Consider the following 14,725-nt stretch of genomic DNA (forward strand, 5'->3'; position numbering starts at 1 on the left):
GGTATTCCCCCCGTAAAGTAAGCGTCGCGGGAAGTAGAATTTTCTATCAGCGGTACCTTAGGAAATTTGCATGAAGACCTCCCGATTCACGGACAGCCAGATCATCGCCATCTTGAAGCAGGCCGAAGCCGGCACACCGGTTCCGGAGCTATGCCGGGAGCACGGCATGAGCAACGCTAGCTTTTACAAATGGCGGGCCAAATATGGCGGCATGGATGCGGCGCTGATGACACGGATGAAGGAATTGGAAGCCGAGAACGCCCGCCTCAAGAAGATGTATGCCGAGGAACGCCTGAAGGCCGATGTCCTGAAGGAAGCCATCGAAAAAAAGTGGTAAGGCCATCTCACCGACGTGAGATGGCCATGCGTGCCGTGCGAGAACGCGCCCTGACGGTCAAGACGGCCTGCGCTGCCTTTGGCGTGAGCGAGACGTGCTATCGGTATCAGGCCAAGAGCTCGACGGAGAATGACGTCATCGCCGATTGGCTGGTCAAGCTGACCCACAACCAGCGCAACTGGGGGTTCGGTCTGTGCTTCCTGTACCTGCGCAACGTCAAAGGCTTTGGCTGGAATCACAAACGCGTCTATCGTATCTACCGGCAGTTGGAGTTGAACCTGCGCATCAAGCCCCGCAAGCGGCTGGTGCGTGAGCAGCCCGAACCGTTGGCGGTGCCATTGACGTTGAATGAAAGCTGGTCGATGGACTTCATGCACGACCAGTTGGCCGACGGCCGCAGCATTCGGCTGTTCAATGTCATCGACGACTTCAACCGGGAAGGCCTGTGCATCGACGTGGACTTCTCGCTGCCATCACCGCGAGTGATCCGCGCTCTGGATCAGGTCATCGAGTGGCGAGGGCCGCCGCAGGCGATTCGGTGTGACAACGGCCCGGAGTATGTCAGCGAAGCATTGAAGAACTGGGCCCGCAAGCGGGGAATCAGGTTGCAGTTCATCCAGCCAGGCAAGCCTCAACAGAACGCCTATATCGAGCGGTACAACCGGACTGTGCGGTATGACTGGCTGGCGCATTACCTGTTCGAGACCGTCGCCGAAGTCCAGGACTACGCGACAAAATGGCTATGGTCTTACAATCACGAACGCCCCAATATGGCGCTCGGTGGCATTACCCCGAAACAACGATCGGCCATCATGGCCTAGCCTCTACTTCCAGCGACCGCTAGAAATGGGGGGAATACCATTGGAGCGGCATCAGTCTCGCGGCGCGGGCGCCTCAGGACACGCGAGAAGATCATTGAGGGCCAATCGCGGGAGAGAACACTAGTAATGTCGGCATTCTCGAACGTGTCAGCTGCCTGGCGCTAGCAGGCTAGGATGCCAGACTGGCGTCTGCTCGATCGTGGCCGCTCCACGTCAGGCGCCACGCCATATTTGGGGTTTTTTCCACCAGTCCATGGTCCTGCAGGAGCAGGAGATGATGGGCCAGTCTGGAAGGATCGACATTGCCAATAGCTTTGCCAAGCTGAAGATCGGTCATCGATGCCTGGATCTCGGCCCGCAGCGCCAAGAGGATTCTATCCAACAAAGATTTGTCTCGCTGCATTTGCACCTCGGACCTTATTGGCTTACGCCGTGCATTGTTTCTTGCTTCGCGGATTGGAATGTTATGGGGATCCAAAACTATATTCTCGCCCGGACCTCGACGAAGATGGCCTATTCCAAGATGGCGTCAACAATGATCGCTGTTTCAGGGAACGCGGAAACGCCGCATTCCCTGAAAGCTTGTGACGATAGTTGATGCATGTACTCCCCTTGATGCTGCCGCTTTCTTCGCTGTCACAACGCTCCATCGCACTAGAGCTCTATTGCGACGAGGACCGAGCATACGCTGATATGCCGGAATGTGTCCGATTTACTTTTCACGACAATGTAGCAACATCATCGCGAGCCTTTGCCTCTCCATAGTCAAGCGCCGCATCGACGCTACGAAAGTAGTTGGCGCCGTCGATGAGATCGAAAGAATGTACGCTGTGAAGATCGCCTCTGACGGGCACGCAATCCGTACAAGCAAGCGAGTAGCGTACGACGTAGCCAACCGTTCCGGCCAACTGAGTGGGACCGTGGTGTTGCCCCGCTTCGATCAACACTTCATATTCACCAATCGTGGCGCGTCTTTGCATATCTGACCTCCGCTCATTCATCCGGCCCAAGAATAACGTCCACCGCGGCCCGTCCTCCCAGCTCCGCCACCAGGTAAGCCCAACGCCTGGAGTATGGCCCACCAAAGACTTTGATTCGCTTGCCAATCGCTGCAACGCCTGGCGGACTCATGGGCCCCTCAACCTGGAACCAGACGTCGAACATGTCCCTGGATGCCAGATTGAGATCAACATGGATATCGAAACCACGGTACTCCGTCACGCGATCCATAGCCATCTTCAACCTTCCATTGATTTTTTCGAAGTAATACACGACCAGTAGGGATTGAAGCTGATGTGAGTCCGGAGCAGTAGGATCCACCATCGGCACCTAGGGATTCGAACGCCACAGTGCAAGGCGACCGATCTTGCCGCCGAGCAATCCGCAGAGCCACCATCCGATCACCGCGTCAAGCATGACGGCACCAACATACGCACCAGCCGTGGCGCCGGCGGCGGCAAGCACGCCGACGAAAATTCCAGTGATCGCAACCTCTTCGAGGTACGTTGTCTGACTGACGTCCATCGTCGGCAATCCGTCGACGGGTTGATTGTAGCGCTGGACACCACGGCCCTGCGACGAGTGCCGGGCGCCGGCCAAATCGCGCGATCACGCTTGTGCCAGTCGTGCCGCGGCAGTATCTCTCAGACTGAAATACAGCAACGTGCGCATGGACCATTTTTCAACACTGCCGTCGCTATGCCAGCCCGGCCGCCGTGGGCACCGAGCTCCCATTGCCAGCAGGTAATCATTTCCACCAATATCGCATTGCTCAGAATTGTTACGGCATCTTCATCACGATGAGAGGACGGCTCCGCCCGCCTGAAACGTGGAAGAGCAGCAACGATTGCAGAGACCAGCTTTGCGATTGGTCTTGCGGACAAGAGTCCTCCACGCCAGACATCGACTCCATCGATCCTGGAGAAAGACTGGCTTGCTTTGCTACTAGGGGGCTGAGCGAACGGCGGTCGCCGCTTGGCATCTTGCATGAATTTTCCAGGGATCCCCATGAGTGACTTCAGGAGTCACCAGTCCTAAGACGTCATCGAGGGGGAAGGCCCGGAAACGAAGATAGGCGGACCAGAAGCACTTAGCTTCTGAAACACTTCACCTAGCAGTATAGGGGTGCGATGCACCCCGTCCTAACCCGCTTACAAATTGGTCAGGCAGGCGGTACACCACGCACCTCTGCGGTGCCCGCTGCCACAGATCGCTCGCTCACTTCTGGCGCTACACTAAATTGGATGGGTCAGAGCCGTTCTAAGCGGCCGACATCGTCTCCACCTCCATGTCGCACAAGGTCAGAAATGAACCGCCTTCGGTACTCAGTGAACTTGTCTTATGAGATCCTGGATCCCACAGGAGACTTTCTGTTGATTATCGAAGCTGCAAAGACCGCAAGACAGACCGTTGTCTCCGAGCGTCTGGCGCTCACGCCACCGGTTGACGCCGCTCGCTACACGGATCCGCTCTGCAACCGCCTGCTCAGGCTACGTGCGAACAAGGGCCCGCTGGCCATCCATTATGAAACTGTGGTAGACATCGATCACCGTCTGGACGACGGCATGTCGCTAGCGGAGGTACCCGTCGCCAAACTCCCCTTCGATGTACTCTCGTACCTGGCGCCGAGCCGGTATTGCGAATCCGACCGCATGATGGAGTTCGCCATGCGCGAGTTTGGCCGCATGCGCCCGGGTTATTCGCGCGTGTATGCGATTCGGGAGTGGGTGCGCAACCATGTGCGCTTTCTTTCGCGATCCACCAATGAGCGGACCTCGGCGATCGATACGATTGTCGAGCGCACCGGCGTATGCCGGGACTTTTCCCACCTGATGATCGCAATCTGCCGGGCACTGAGTATTCCGGCCCGTATGTCCAGCAGCGTGGACTATGGCGCCGATCCTGCGTTGGGCGCGCCGGACTTTCACGCGGTGGTCGAGGTGTTCCTTTCAGGCGGGTGGTACCTCCTCGATCCTTCGGGGGTGTCCATTCCCACTGGCCTGCTGCGCATTGGCACCGGACGGGATGCTGCCGACATTCCGTTTGCCGCCATATTCGGCAAGGTCGAATCGAAGCGGCCCTTTATCGCGATCCAACCTATATCTGACCCGGCTGCCGGGATCGACCTGCCGCTCGCAACGACAAGCGCCATCTCCACCTGGTAACCGGCATTAGCGCGCTTCACCCTTCATCCTCTCAATTTACATGGCGGCACTCCAATCCTCGTATGACGCAATCGGCTCCATGGCATCGTCGACGAACGATGCCGCACGTTCTGCGGCAGCCGACAGCCCCAGAAGAACATCTTCCCTGCCACCGTCCTCGGACTTCGGAGGCAGCAACATGTCTTCGAGCATCCCACGTAGTTCCGGGGTATCCAATGGCTTGCCAAGCCTCGTTCTTCTGCTCTAATAGTAGCGAACCTCCGAGCCCTGCTCGGCGGTAAATGGCAGGCCTCGGATTATCGAGCCTGTGTCAGGATTGATCATGGTGCGAGTCCCTCATCGGTCGGCATTCGTTGAATGAAGATATATCGACCTGCGGTGATGTCGCACCTTGCCGGGGACTTTCCTGGCTTACGACTTCTTCTTGGCAAGACCGTCGCCCCGAACCCGCGACTGAGCCGTGCTGAATGGGGTTGCCGGTATGGAAGGTTTCTTGGGTTGCTTTGGCTTTTTCGCTTCACGGTTACCGCGTAGTTGGCTTTTTGCCATAGGAACTCCTGTTGCATTGCTTGCCGGTTGGCAGCCTTAGCATACGCGCTTAGTCTTCGGCATAGGGAACTATCCGTCCCACTCATGATCCAGGCGTGAGAGTCCTGTCGCAGGCATTGCGACTGAGATATTCCGCCTCCCACCCAAACGCCCAAGCGCGGGCGCGAGCGATCGCAGCCTTGTTGCCCGTGGTTGAAACAGGTGCGCGCGCGACCCAATTTTCCGATGCCGCTGTAACCACCAGGACCTCCGGTGCCACGTCTCTCACCGCCCTACGGCGGAAAGCACACATCTGCCCAAGCCTCTTGCTACCGCTCCCTGAATTTTCTCCGATAGGTCGGACGACGACCGTTGAAGAAGGCACAAACTAGAACTCCCTTCGTCTGAAAGGACATCGTCATGGACACCCAAAGCTCTCCTGCCGCACCTCGCACACCTTGGAACAAGGGAAAAATCACGGGTCAGAAGCCGCCATTGAAGCTCAAGGAAATCTGGGCCGTTCGAACAAGGCTACAGATGTCCTCGAACGCGCGAGAGCTGGCGCTGTTCAACCTAGCAATCGATAGCAAACTTCGAGCTTGCGATCTGACTCGGCTGCTGGTCCAGGACATTTGCCACGGCGGCCACGTGACTGCGCGCGCAATAGTAACGCAGCAAAAGACCCATCGATCGGTGCAGCTCGAGATCACCGAGCAGACACATGAAAGCGTTGATGCCTTCGATTGGGCTCGTCGATCAAAGACGACCGACCAGTCCGCAGCAGAAAGACAGAAAGAGTCTCATTGACTGTCGCTGCGTCGTCCCATATAACCAACAAAGCAGGACCTTCAAGTGGCCACGACACTTGGAATCGTCCGTCAAAATCTTCTACGCCGCTCCTCTTCAACGCAGTCTCCTTGATCTTCTCGCCGCGCCACACTTTGCGAGGCACAGATTGCTGTAAGACAGCGGGGAGACAAGCACCCCTGGTCGCATGCGAGTTCCATACCTGCGTATCGAATGCGAGTTGTGGAAATTCACTTGCCGACGATCCAATCCTAGCTGCTGCCTATTTCGTTCCTGCGCCAGCATGGCTGACTAGCCTACTGCAGCGGGTCTGCCGTTCAATCTCTGGGGAGAAGGTGTGGTAGCAATTTACTCCTGCAGCTTTACTTTGCTTGTCCTCTCGCACTTCTTTGAATGGCACCAACGACGAAGCGGTGCACCAGGCAGGAGGTTTTTTTGGCTTGGTGCTATCAGCTATTCCACATCCTTGCTGGTAATGGTCTGTGCGGTTGGGGTAAAAATATTGACCCAAGATATGCGATGACAATCAGCGTCCACTATGCACGAACGAATCCATTGGCATTGCCATGCGTATCGAGGCATGTTCATACATACTTTGACATTCCAGGCCTCTTGCGTGCCCTTCCGAGCAAGCGCTCCAGAACCGAAATGGAGCTACATGATGGCCATCCGATATACGGCGGAAAGGGATGATCGGATGTTTGGTGAATCCTTTGACGAAGACGACTACTACACCTGTACGGCAGCGGAGCAGGCAGCCTTGTACTATGGCAACTTCGCTGTCGACGTTATTCATGGACTGGCTTAACCCAAAGATCGTAAAGATGCGCCATCGCACGCAAGGGGTTACTTGTCGCAATGCCGGCAAGCAAGTTACCGTCAGCGACAGCGAACAAATCAACGACGACTGGGGCGACAGCGATTGCTGATGGACTTTGACACGTATTGAGCGCACTACGATCGGAGGGACCAGGCCATTAAGCGCTCGTACGCCGCCCTGTGGGCGTCGAACTCACTCAGGAAAGTGGGATGTGCTGCAGACATCAGGCAGCCATGACGTTCAACGAGTACATATAACAGTTGCCGTACGATACTCATTGACGATCACGAGGTATGCCTGTACAAGAGATAGTGCAGGATCTTCAAGCGTAATCTCGAAGCGTTAGGTGCTCGCCCCGGCAACGCCACTTTCTCTCCAGTTTTCTCCTTGATCGTCATGCCTCGCCAGCATTTCTGGCTCGGTGAGAACTTTAAGGAGTCCGTACATGGAAACCGGTACTGTAAAGTGGTTCAACGATTCAAAGGGTTTTGGCTTCATTACGCCTGACGCAGGTGGAGACGATTTGTTCGCACACTTCTCGGAAGTGCAAGGCAACGGCTTCAAATCGCTCCAGGAGGGCCAAAAGGTTCGTTACGTCGCCGGTGTTGGCCAAAAGGGCCCTGCTGCAACGAAGATTGAACCAATCTGATCTACATCTCAAAGCCTGAGAAACCCCGCCAAGAAGAGAGGTGGGGTTTTTTGTTGCTACGGAAATCAATTGTCGTACATGATGCTGAAAGTGCCGAGCCGACACGCGCTTTGACACATGCATCGACACGATAGCGCATTGCACGCGCAGCAGTCCGTCTCACAGGCCGACGATGGACCCGCCCGTGATCCGCCCTTCGATGATGTCTTCCCCGTACTGAACGGCGGCGCGCTTGGCCGACCCGAGGTCTGCCCACTGCGCGTCCGGTACCTGGAACACGCGCCCGCTCTGCGCCGACGGCGCTATCCCCTCGCGGCAAATCACGACCGAGGCGCTGTAGCTGCGGTCCGGACGTCGCTCATGCCATTCGCGCGGCGGATCGTACTTGTAGACGAGCGGGTACAGGTCAAAACCCTTGCTGTTTGCTGCTGGATAATTGTCCATGACACGCTCCCGTTGGGTAGGGTACCCACTCTACGCCGATTCTCCGTCGGCGCCGGCTTTTATTTGCGCATGCAGGTCCCGCGCAAATAAACACGCGTGGTATAGGACAACGGCTGACATCCCTGCCTTTCTTTCGGGCGCAGGCTGAAGTTGCCTCGCCACCTCCGGCGCCGCCGGCCAGCCGCCGCTTCGGCCAAAATTTCCGGAGAGGCAAGTGAACGATGCAATCAATACGACCATGCAGACCTATCGCGGTCTCGTGATGCGCGTGCGCGTTTTTTTTATCGAGGGCACTGAGGCGACCGCCATCGGCCGCCCTTGGGGCTATGAAGTCAGTATCCACGCCGGGTCAGGCGACACACGTCTCTCGGGACTACTGCATCATGTCAGTCCCTACGGTTCGCGTGAAGCGGCCGAACGCGCCGGGGTACAACGGGGTCAGTTGACCATCGACCTATTGCGCGGTCCACTCGCCTGAGGTGCACTCGACCTGAGCCAGCAGCCTCCCTGGCGCCGCCCATGCGGACCACATCGGCGTGAACGGGCCCTCAGAGGAATCGCTCATGCAGCGATGGGTGGTCGCGTGAGGCCTGCATGCTTCAACTGGGCGTAGGCTCTGAAATCGTTGTAGGCCATATCCCGGCTCGACCACGGACGAGATGAACAGGTGACGGCGTAGTGCGCGTACCATTTTCGTGTCGCGTTGTCAGATACTACTGATAGGCGCATTCCAGGCCCCGTCGGCTGAAGTGCAAGCTTCCAGGGGAGTGCTGTGGTACTCCGACAGTCATAGCGCCATTGGCACCCGTGGCCACGGCACAGGCCAGCGGCTGACTCCGCTGCGGCGGTCAGAAGGACACGCCCACGCTCGTCCGTCGCCATCATTGCCCTGCGAAGCGCAGGGCAACTTGCGGCATTGCCCCATAGCCCATCCCCGGCCGGCGAGGATGTCGTCATGGGATATCAGGCAAATTTACGTCCGACGACTTTCGGAAGCCAAGTGACGGCGAGAAGTGACGAACGTAGGCGCTCCGCGAGAAGTCACGGCTCCCGGCATGCCAAGAATTTGGGTAGATGGCGGGAGAATTGCCTCAAATCCATGCGTTTACGCTTGCATTTTGCGCATCAGCGTGTCGAACGCCGTTTCTGTGGCTCGGGCCAGCGGTGCCCGGAATGCGAGCTATACGTGCAGAAGAAAACCCGCATCAGTGGGCCCGCTCAAGGCGGGCATGCACTAGTTCGAAGAACGTGCCCCAAGTAGACCATGCGCGTGTCGTTTTGGCGAAATGGATAACATCACATACGTTAATCAGGCGGCGCTTTTCTACACGTTTCTCAAACGGTCAAGCGCCTCATTCTTGCCTCGATCAACGAGCGATGGCACTTTGTCGCTGCCCAAAGACGGCACCATCGCTGTTGCCTACCGCCCCGCCGTGTCGATACTCCGTGGGCAGTGAAGGCAGGCTCGCGCGGCGGCCTGCGAAGCCGAAAAAGACGCCCGGCACCAAGGGCTGGAGAAAGGTGAGCGGGCGCCGGGGTCTCCCAAGCATAGGCGGCCCCGGCGCCGCCGCCTATGCCATTGGCTCGGAATCCTCGCAACGATTGGTCACCGCCAACAGCCAGATTGCAACACTGGTCGAACGCCAGACCCGGTTCGTGATGCTGGTAAAGATTGCCAGCAAGGACTCTGAGGCTGTAGTCAACGCTTTGATCAAGCACGCAGGCAAGCTGCCACAGGAACTATACAAGTCGCTGACTTGGGATCGTGGCACGGAGATGGCTGGCCACAAGCGTTTCACCGTGGCCACTGACATCCAGGTCTACTTCTGCGATCCTCAGCATCCGTGGCAACGCGGCTCCAACGAGAACACGAATGGCCTGTTGAGACAGTACCTACCGAAAGGCACCGATCTCTCGGTGTACTCGCAAGCCAAGCTAAACGCCATAGCCAGGCGGCTCAATGAACGCCCACGCAAAACACTAAACTTCGATACGCCGGCAGAACGATTCCATCAAGCTGTTGCGTTGACCGGTTGAATCCGCAGCCAGTAGCGGCCAGTGGCATACGCCTGCGCAAAGCGGTCGTCCATCGGTCGCATGAGGACTTCACCGCAAAACAGGAGTTGTCAGGATCGAAATCAAGGAAGACATTACCGGCGACGGGTAGCGGCTCAACTGAAGAAAGCTTGTCCGGAGATCCAGTAGCTGGGCGACTAGGCCACGACCCGACCTTGAAGTATCCGGGTCGGCCGAGAAGAGGGACGAGTGTCAGCTTACAAACCGCCTGTCCGGCGCAGTCAGCGGCCTTCGCTTGCCGATGCCCCTTTCAAGAGCGACCAGCCTTGTTGATCATTGTCTTTCGCTTCGCGATAACGCCAGATCGCGCCGCAGCGCGAACAGCGGAACGTACTAATGGTGACGGTAACGGATCGAGGGATCCTACGCCGCTGGGTATCCACAATGCCCAGGTCAACATGACCAGGCGCTCCGGGCGTATCACACGTCAATGTGAGACAGTTTGCGCAGAGCGACATGCCCGCTGGCCTCTTGCCCTTCAGGCTTTGTGACAATAGTTGATCCGACCCTTCGTAAGGTCGTATGGCGACATTTCAAGCGTGACGCGGTCACCAGTGAGGACGCGAATGCGATTCTTCTTAAGCCGCCCCGACGAGTAAGCCCAGACCTCGAAGCCGTTTTCGAGGATCACTCGGAAGCGATTGTCCGGAAGGACTTCGGACATTCGGCCCCCGAATTCCACAAGTTCTTCTTTAGCCACGGGAGTTCGTGTCTGCGGCAGGGCCCTTTACGCGGCAGGCTGCGTCGCCCGCCCGCCGCTGCGCAGCCTGTTGCAGGCGCATGCGTGTGGCGACGATTTCACCCGCGCGGTGGGCGGCTTGCTTGGCCTTGGTCTCGGAGTGGTGCGTGGCGTGGCGCATTGAGACGTTGGCAACGATGCATTCTGCACCGTCCCTGTACTCGGAGATCATGTAGTTTGCAAACCATACGTCCGGCTCTTGTTGGATGGGGTACACGGATACGGTGAACGAAGTGATGTCGTGTTTCAAATATTTTCCTAATCGGAAGCGCGTGTGATCCCAAGGCAGCCTCCAACACCCACCCGTATGGGCTGTGCGCGCTTGCCTGGTAATCGCTCGTCGTTGCAGAAGTCAGTGTCACGGTCTGCGCATCAGCGCAGCGGAGGAACTGGCGTGAGATGGACCGTGCTTGCGCAAGCTGTGCGCCTAGTACATGCGCGAGAGTTGCGGAGCGGGCGTACCGCCGGTCGGATGGTTGTGGGCGACTGTCGCCCTATACGAATCGGGTGTACACCCGACAGGCCGCTGGTGCTTTTCTATTGGCCGGCGCATGTGACGTCGAACGGTGTCGACTGTCGCGATCGAACTTGAATCATACCACTATCTGGCGATGCGCTGCTGGCGCGCATCGCCGGCGCCATTTGCGGTGGTGATTCAGCAGAGAACACAGCGGCCGGTGCAGTTCGAGATCCTTGGCATCGAGGTAGACGACGCGCGCGAAATGGCGGAGCAAACCGAAGTCTGATGGGTTCCTGGCTGGCGATCGGGGCGCATCCCGGCCAGACTCGGACATTGCCGTTTGGCCGGCGAGCGTCTGCTGTACAGACATGAACTGCCGCTGAACTTGGGCGAACAGTCATTGGTTAGGGATGCGTGTTCGTCGTACACGTTTTCGCGCGCGTCGCCACATGGGCACGCCAAGCTGCCGCAAAGGTCAAATGCTGGAAAGGTTGCTCGGCCAACAGCGCGTCCCCAATGCCGGCCAACTAGTTGCCGTCTTCAGTTCTGCCCTCGCGCGACGAGGTGAATGTCCTCGTCCAGTTGGTCTTCATAGTGGATCAAGCCGTAGCGGGGAAAATCGATCATCACGCCCTTTTTGAGATGTCCCCACTGAGCTTCCGGATGTTCCAGCGTATAGATGCCAGATCCGATATCGCATACAACGACGCCTCCCTCGTCCTCTCCCATGCCGACGATGTCGCCAACCAGAACGTCCTGCCCATCAAAGTACCTCATTAAATTCCCCTTATTCTCAGTCCAAGAAAGGCTCAATTGGCATTGCACCTGCAGGTAATTCAGCAGGCCTAACCGCGCCTATCCGCTTCCACCAACACTTGCACGGACGAGGCGTGCCTCTGGGAGCCTGACGAGCTTCGTAAATGTTGTAGTGCGGTCCATCGATTCCATGTTGAACCTTGCCTGGTGGAGGAGTGTCCAGTGGGCGATGACCAATGGTTCGCTCCGGAACAATCTTTCCTGTCATCGTTTTACAGGGTGGACATGGTTCGTCGTTTCCGCAGACAGCTTCCTTGGCCGCCTGAATTCCCTTCTCAATGACCTGTGTTGTCCAGGTCGCCAAGATGACGCCGGGATCAGGCCACTGCCGCGAACCAGTTCCTTGTTCCAGTATATCGGCGTCGATCGAGCTTGAAGGGAAGCCGCGACTTTGGGATGGTCCGATCGGGGAAACAGGCGTTCGTTGCCACCCTGCTTGAGCATTGGCATCGCCGACCAAGAATCCAAGCCAGCGCTTGATCGTGGACCACACGCGCACCCACAGGCTTTCCTGCGGTGCCGCTTTGGTACTGTTCGAAGACATGCTTGAAGCAATCACAAATGGATTGGAGATGTCGCTCACCTGCATCGTCTGCCCTTCCGGCAGCAGGTATGCAATGAGCCGATGGGCCGCGTCATACTCGAACATGACGTTAGTCGCGCCTTGGACAGCCGTCAGCAGTCCAATCTCGTTGTATGTGTAGGTCGTGACGACACCGTCCACGTCTCTGGACGTGAGGCGGCCCATCGCATCGTACTGCATGAGCAGATGCTGTCCGTCAGTGTTCACGGCCTCCGTGATGCGCCCGCCAGCATCACGTGAAACAACGTTGCCAACGCGGCCATAGTCGTTCGCCAGCGAAAGCAACTGCCCAGCATTGTCATAGCTGAAGGTCCAATCACCCATGGCCACGCCATTGAGAATGTCGGTCGCCTTCTCTACCAATCCCTGACTGTTGTACGTCCAGGTGGTGCTGCTCTCTGCGCCCGTTGGAACAGCTTGGAATCCCTTGCTGCCACTGGCATCATCAGATGTGTGCCAGGCATAGGAAAGCAACTGACCTGCATTGCCATAGGTGAAATTGTTGATCTGTCCGGGCCTTGTGACGCGTGCCGGAAAGTTCCACGTCGGATGCCACTCGGTGGTCGTGGTCTTCGCATCGGCGGTGCCGTAGCCCTCGATGCGCTGGGTTTCGCGGCCGAATACGTCGTAGCTGTAGCGCGTCTCCTTGTCCGCAAAATCCACCTTGCTCGCGACATTCCCCGCCGCGTCGTAGGTCACTGCCTTGGCGATGTCCCCGCATGCGGGACAGGACGCCGAGGCGCCGGTCGCGCGCAGCAAGTTGCCCTGCAGTTCCGAGGTGAAGGTGCGGCTGCTGCCGTCCGCGGTGGTCACCGACGTCTGGCCGTTGCCGAGGAAACTCAGTTGGAACTTGTCGACGCCGCCAGCATGCTCAGTGCTGATGGCACGGCCGAGCGAATCATAGGCGTAGGTCGCGAAGCGGACGCCCTTCTCGTCAGTGATGCCGGTTAGGAGCCAGCGGTACTGAGTGTTCTCATAGTGGTACTTGCGCTGCGTGCCGTCATGATAGATCACGGCATTCAACATCCCATTGGCATCGTATCCATACTGAACGATCGATCCGTCTGGCATGGTCGCCGCGTTGATCCGGCCCAGCGCGTCATAGGTAAATCGGATCGTCTGGCCGAACTGGTTGCGGACCTCGATCAAGAGGTTTGCATAGGGCGCCACTGATGCCGCGGTACCGGTGTCGCTGTATTTGAGCGCGGTGGTCCAGCCGTTGCGCCCCCTGACCAGGAGAAGCTTGCCGTTCGCGTCGTAATCTTCCGTGCGGTCATTGCTACGGTCGTTGAGCCGAAAGCCCTGGCCAGTACCGCCCGCGTCCGACACGGCCACGACCTGGTCGCCCTTGCCGTCCGTCACGGTCCAGACGCCGTTGCTGACCGTAAAGGTCGTTGAGGTCCCGTCAGCGCGCAGCGCGGCCAATCTCGGCGTCGTACTGTAGTACCGAGATAGGTCAAGGCGGCGTTGCCACTGGTGCATCCAAAGCATTCCAAAGCCATCACCGGACGCCACGAGAGTGCTGGACCGATACACCCGCGAGAGGGTGAGCGGCTGAGGGCCAGTCCCAATGTAGTCCGTCTCGGTTTGTTGCTTTAATCCAGATCCAACAGAACATGGATTTCCAACCGTGCAGCTTTGTTCCCTAAGCGAATTAACGGGAATAGATGTCCCAGGAAAATTTGAGGTATTCCCGGTCGCGGAAATCCTCCATGGGGACTCTGGCGTGTATATGCCAACATGGTAGTTATATCCGTCTTTGTCCTTGCAGTACTGAATGACATCTGCATAGGCATAGTTCGACGGTACCGTACCCGGCGGAGGACTTACGGGAGAGGCTCCAACTGGACTAATATATCCCCCCGCGTAATACGCGAGCACCGATGGCTGTCCTTCTTTTGTGTATAACGCACGGATGATCTTGCCTTTCGGCACGTCCGCGCAGGTCAGATTGCTAGCGCTTTGCGACTTTGATGGCGCTGCGTGAGCCAACAGGATGATCAGCGCAATACTTAGCAGAATCTGCTTCATGCCCTTTGCCGGGGGGATGGTGCATTGACCCGAGGACAAATATCGCTTACGCGCGCAGGCGTAGACCTTTCCCAAAATATGAAATCGCACGTTTCGACCCTTCCCGTAAGCACGGCTACCGAAGCGCCGCGTTGATTGATTTTGGGCGAGTCTAAACAAAGGTGCGCTGCGCGAGGCATCGCAAAATTCACATCAGATATAAGCTGATTTGAAATCCGATACGCACTTTGGGTATCGGTCGTGCTCGGTGAGTCCTGCTGGCACGTTGGTGCACTCGGCCATCGGGCTATTTGGCACTGCAGATTGTCACCGCCGAGTGACGGCATCCCGGTCGATTTCGGCCATTGAGGACTTGGTAGTGCAATGACCCAGATGGGTCGATTCCAGCCAATCGCCGTGGTCGAACCGAGCGACGGCTCACATTAATACCCGACCTCCGACCACAGCTGA

15 protein-coding genes and 3 pseudogenes are annotated in these 14,725 nt (G+C 57.6%); 9 read left to right on the plus strand and 9 right to left on the minus strand.

The annotated features are described in order from the left end of the window. Positions 1–70 precede the first annotated feature (70 nt). A protein-coding gene (locus tag AC3FLX_RS28865; protein ID WP_488696234.1) for an IS3 family transposase occupies positions 71–1,158 on the plus strand; the annotation gives its coding sequence in 2 pieces (ribosomal slippage) (positions 71–323 and positions 323–1,158; 1,089 coding nt in all). 274 nt (positions 1,159–1,432) lie between these two features. Then, the gene (locus AC3FLX_RS28870) at positions 1,433–1,756 is read left to right on the plus strand and encodes a hypothetical protein (protein WP_488700767.1); all 324 of its coding nucleotides are present in this window, start codon (positions 1,433–1,435) and stop codon (positions 1,754–1,756) included. A gap of 121 nt (positions 1,757–1,877) precedes the next feature. Here the strand turns inward: AC3FLX_RS28870 and AC3FLX_RS28875 are convergent, their stop codons facing one another. From AC3FLX_RS28875 to AC3FLX_RS28885, 3 genes are read right to left on the minus strand one after another with little or no spacing between them, the layout of a single operon-like run. After that, complete coding sequence (locus AC3FLX_RS28875; protein ID WP_488700768.1) at positions 1,878–2,138, minus strand: hypothetical protein; 261 nt, start codon at positions 2,136–2,138, stop codon at positions 1,878–1,880. A gap of 13 nt (positions 2,139–2,151) precedes the next feature. Beyond that, positions 2,152–2,481, minus strand: coding sequence for a hypothetical protein (locus tag AC3FLX_RS28880; RefSeq protein WP_488700769.1), 330 nt, complete (start codon positions 2,479–2,481; stop codon positions 2,152–2,154). A gap of 6 nt (positions 2,482–2,487) precedes the next feature. Then, a complete protein-coding gene (locus AC3FLX_RS28885; protein WP_488700770.1) occupies positions 2,488–2,682 on the minus strand; it encodes a hypothetical protein in 195 nt (64 codons plus the stop codon). Between the two features lie 782 nt (positions 2,683–3,464). On the opposite strand from AC3FLX_RS28885, the gene AC3FLX_RS28890 reads away from it, so the two are divergent. After that, positions 3,465–4,322: a transglutaminase-like domain-containing protein gene (locus tag AC3FLX_RS28890; RefSeq protein WP_488700771.1), complete on the plus strand. Its 858-nt coding sequence runs from the start codon at positions 3,465–3,467 to the stop codon at positions 4,320–4,322. A 36-nt stretch (positions 4,323–4,358) separates the two neighbouring features. Here the strand turns inward: AC3FLX_RS28890 and AC3FLX_RS28895 are convergent. Then, a pseudogene (locus tag AC3FLX_RS28895) lies at positions 4,359–4,646 on the minus strand (hypothetical protein). Positions 4,647–5,270: 624 nt separating this feature from the next. Here AC3FLX_RS28895 and AC3FLX_RS28900 point away from each other — a divergent pair. The 3 genes and pseudogenes from AC3FLX_RS28900 to AC3FLX_RS28910 all read left to right on the plus strand — a co-directional run. Then, positions 5,271–5,621 (plus strand): annotated as a pseudogene (locus tag AC3FLX_RS28900) (site-specific integrase); the annotation flags it as partial. A gap of 803 nt (positions 5,622–6,424) precedes the next feature. Further along, positions 6,425–6,586, plus strand: coding sequence for a hypothetical protein (locus AC3FLX_RS28905; protein WP_488700772.1), 162 nt, complete (start codon positions 6,425–6,427; stop codon positions 6,584–6,586). 336 nt (positions 6,587–6,922) lie between these two features. After that, complete coding sequence (locus AC3FLX_RS28910) at positions 6,923–7,126, plus strand: cold-shock protein (RefSeq protein WP_008646235.1); 204 nt, start codon at positions 6,923–6,925, stop codon at positions 7,124–7,126. A gap of 159 nt (positions 7,127–7,285) precedes the next feature. On the opposite strand, the gene AC3FLX_RS28915 is transcribed toward AC3FLX_RS28910, so the two are convergent. Further along, on the minus strand, positions 7,286–7,570 hold the full coding sequence (locus AC3FLX_RS28915; protein WP_474230696.1) for a hypothetical protein: 285 nt from the start codon (positions 7,568–7,570) through the stop codon (positions 7,286–7,288). A gap of 214 nt (positions 7,571–7,784) precedes the next feature. Between AC3FLX_RS28915 and AC3FLX_RS28920 the strand changes: the two genes are divergently transcribed. Both AC3FLX_RS28920 and AC3FLX_RS28925 read left to right on the plus strand, forming a co-directional pair. After that, on the plus strand, positions 7,785–8,048 hold the full coding sequence (locus AC3FLX_RS28920) for a hypothetical protein (protein WP_488700773.1): 264 nt from the start codon (positions 7,785–7,787) through the stop codon (positions 8,046–8,048). A gap of 1,130 nt (positions 8,049–9,178) precedes the next feature. Further along, positions 9,179–9,607: pseudogene (locus tag AC3FLX_RS28925) on the plus strand (IS30 family transposase); the annotation flags it as partial. 517 nt (positions 9,608–10,124) lie between these two features. Here the strand turns inward: AC3FLX_RS28925 and infA are convergent. Together infA and AC3FLX_RS28935 are read right to left on the minus strand one after the other, a co-directional pair. Beyond that, positions 10,125–10,346 (minus strand): translation initiation factor IF-1, encoded by a 222-nt coding sequence (gene infA / locus AC3FLX_RS28930; protein WP_488700774.1) that lies wholly within the window; start codon positions 10,344–10,346, stop codon positions 10,125–10,127. Then, entirely contained in the window at positions 10,339–10,635 is a 297-nt protein-coding gene (locus AC3FLX_RS28935; RefSeq protein ID WP_488700775.1) for an isochorismatase, read from the minus strand. Before AC3FLX_RS28935 ends, infA begins: the two co-directional genes overlap by 8 nt. Before the next feature lie 316 nt (positions 10,636–10,951). On the opposite strand from AC3FLX_RS28935, the gene AC3FLX_RS28940 reads away from it, so the two are divergent. Further along, positions 10,952–11,131 carry a hypothetical protein gene (locus AC3FLX_RS28940; RefSeq protein ID WP_488700776.1) on the plus strand — a complete coding sequence of 60 codons (180 nt, stop codon included), beginning with the start codon at positions 10,952–10,954 and terminating at the stop codon, positions 11,129–11,131. A 254-nt stretch (positions 11,132–11,385) separates the two neighbouring features. On the opposite strand, the gene AC3FLX_RS28945 is transcribed toward AC3FLX_RS28940, so the two are convergent. Together AC3FLX_RS28945 and AC3FLX_RS28950 are read right to left on the minus strand one after the other, a co-directional pair. Then, on the minus strand, positions 11,386–11,622 hold the full coding sequence (locus AC3FLX_RS28945; RefSeq protein ID WP_488700777.1) for a hypothetical protein: 237 nt from the start codon (positions 11,620–11,622) through the stop codon (positions 11,386–11,388). 16 nt (positions 11,623–11,638) lie between these two features. Continuing rightward, complete coding sequence (locus AC3FLX_RS28950; protein ID WP_488700778.1) at positions 11,639–14,275, minus strand: RHS repeat domain-containing protein; 2,637 nt, start codon at positions 14,273–14,275, stop codon at positions 11,639–11,641. Positions 14,276–14,725 lie beyond the last annotated feature (450 nt).

Source organism: Cupriavidus sp. 291-E7 (assembly GCF_057798835.1).

Coding starts and splice junctions, on each gene's coding strand:
- AC3FLX_RS28885 (WP_488700770.1), bottom strand. CDS start 2,682: ATGGACGTCAGTCAGACAACGTACCTCGAAGAGGTTGCGATCACTGGA.
- AC3FLX_RS28915 (WP_474230696.1), bottom strand. CDS start 7,570: ATGGACAATTATCCAGCAGCAAACAGCAAGGGTTTTGACCTGTACCCG.
- AC3FLX_RS28945 (WP_488700777.1), bottom strand. CDS start 11,622: ATGAGGTACTTTGATGGGCAGGACGTTCTGGTTGGCGACATCGTCGGC.
- AC3FLX_RS28880 (WP_488700769.1), bottom strand. CDS start 2,481: ATGGTGGATCCTACTGCTCCGGACTCACATCAGCTTCAATCCCTACTG.
- AC3FLX_RS28905 (WP_488700772.1), top strand. CDS start 6,425: ATGGCAACTTCGCTGTCGACGTTATTCATGGACTGGCTTAACCCAAAG.
- AC3FLX_RS28910 (WP_008646235.1), top strand. CDS start 6,923: ATGGAAACCGGTACTGTAAAGTGGTTCAACGATTCAAAGGGTTTTGGC.
- AC3FLX_RS28875 (WP_488700768.1), bottom strand. CDS start 2,138: ATGCAAAGACGCGCCACGATTGGTGAATATGAAGTGTTGATCGAAGCG.
- AC3FLX_RS28870 (WP_488700767.1), top strand. CDS start 1,433: ATGATGGGCCAGTCTGGAAGGATCGACATTGCCAATAGCTTTGCCAAG.
- AC3FLX_RS28890 (WP_488700771.1), top strand. CDS start 3,465: ATGAACCGCCTTCGGTACTCAGTGAACTTGTCTTATGAGATCCTGGAT.
- AC3FLX_RS28950 (WP_488700778.1), bottom strand. CDS start 14,275: ATGAAGCAGATTCTGCTAAGTATTGCGCTGATCATCCTGTTGGCTCAC.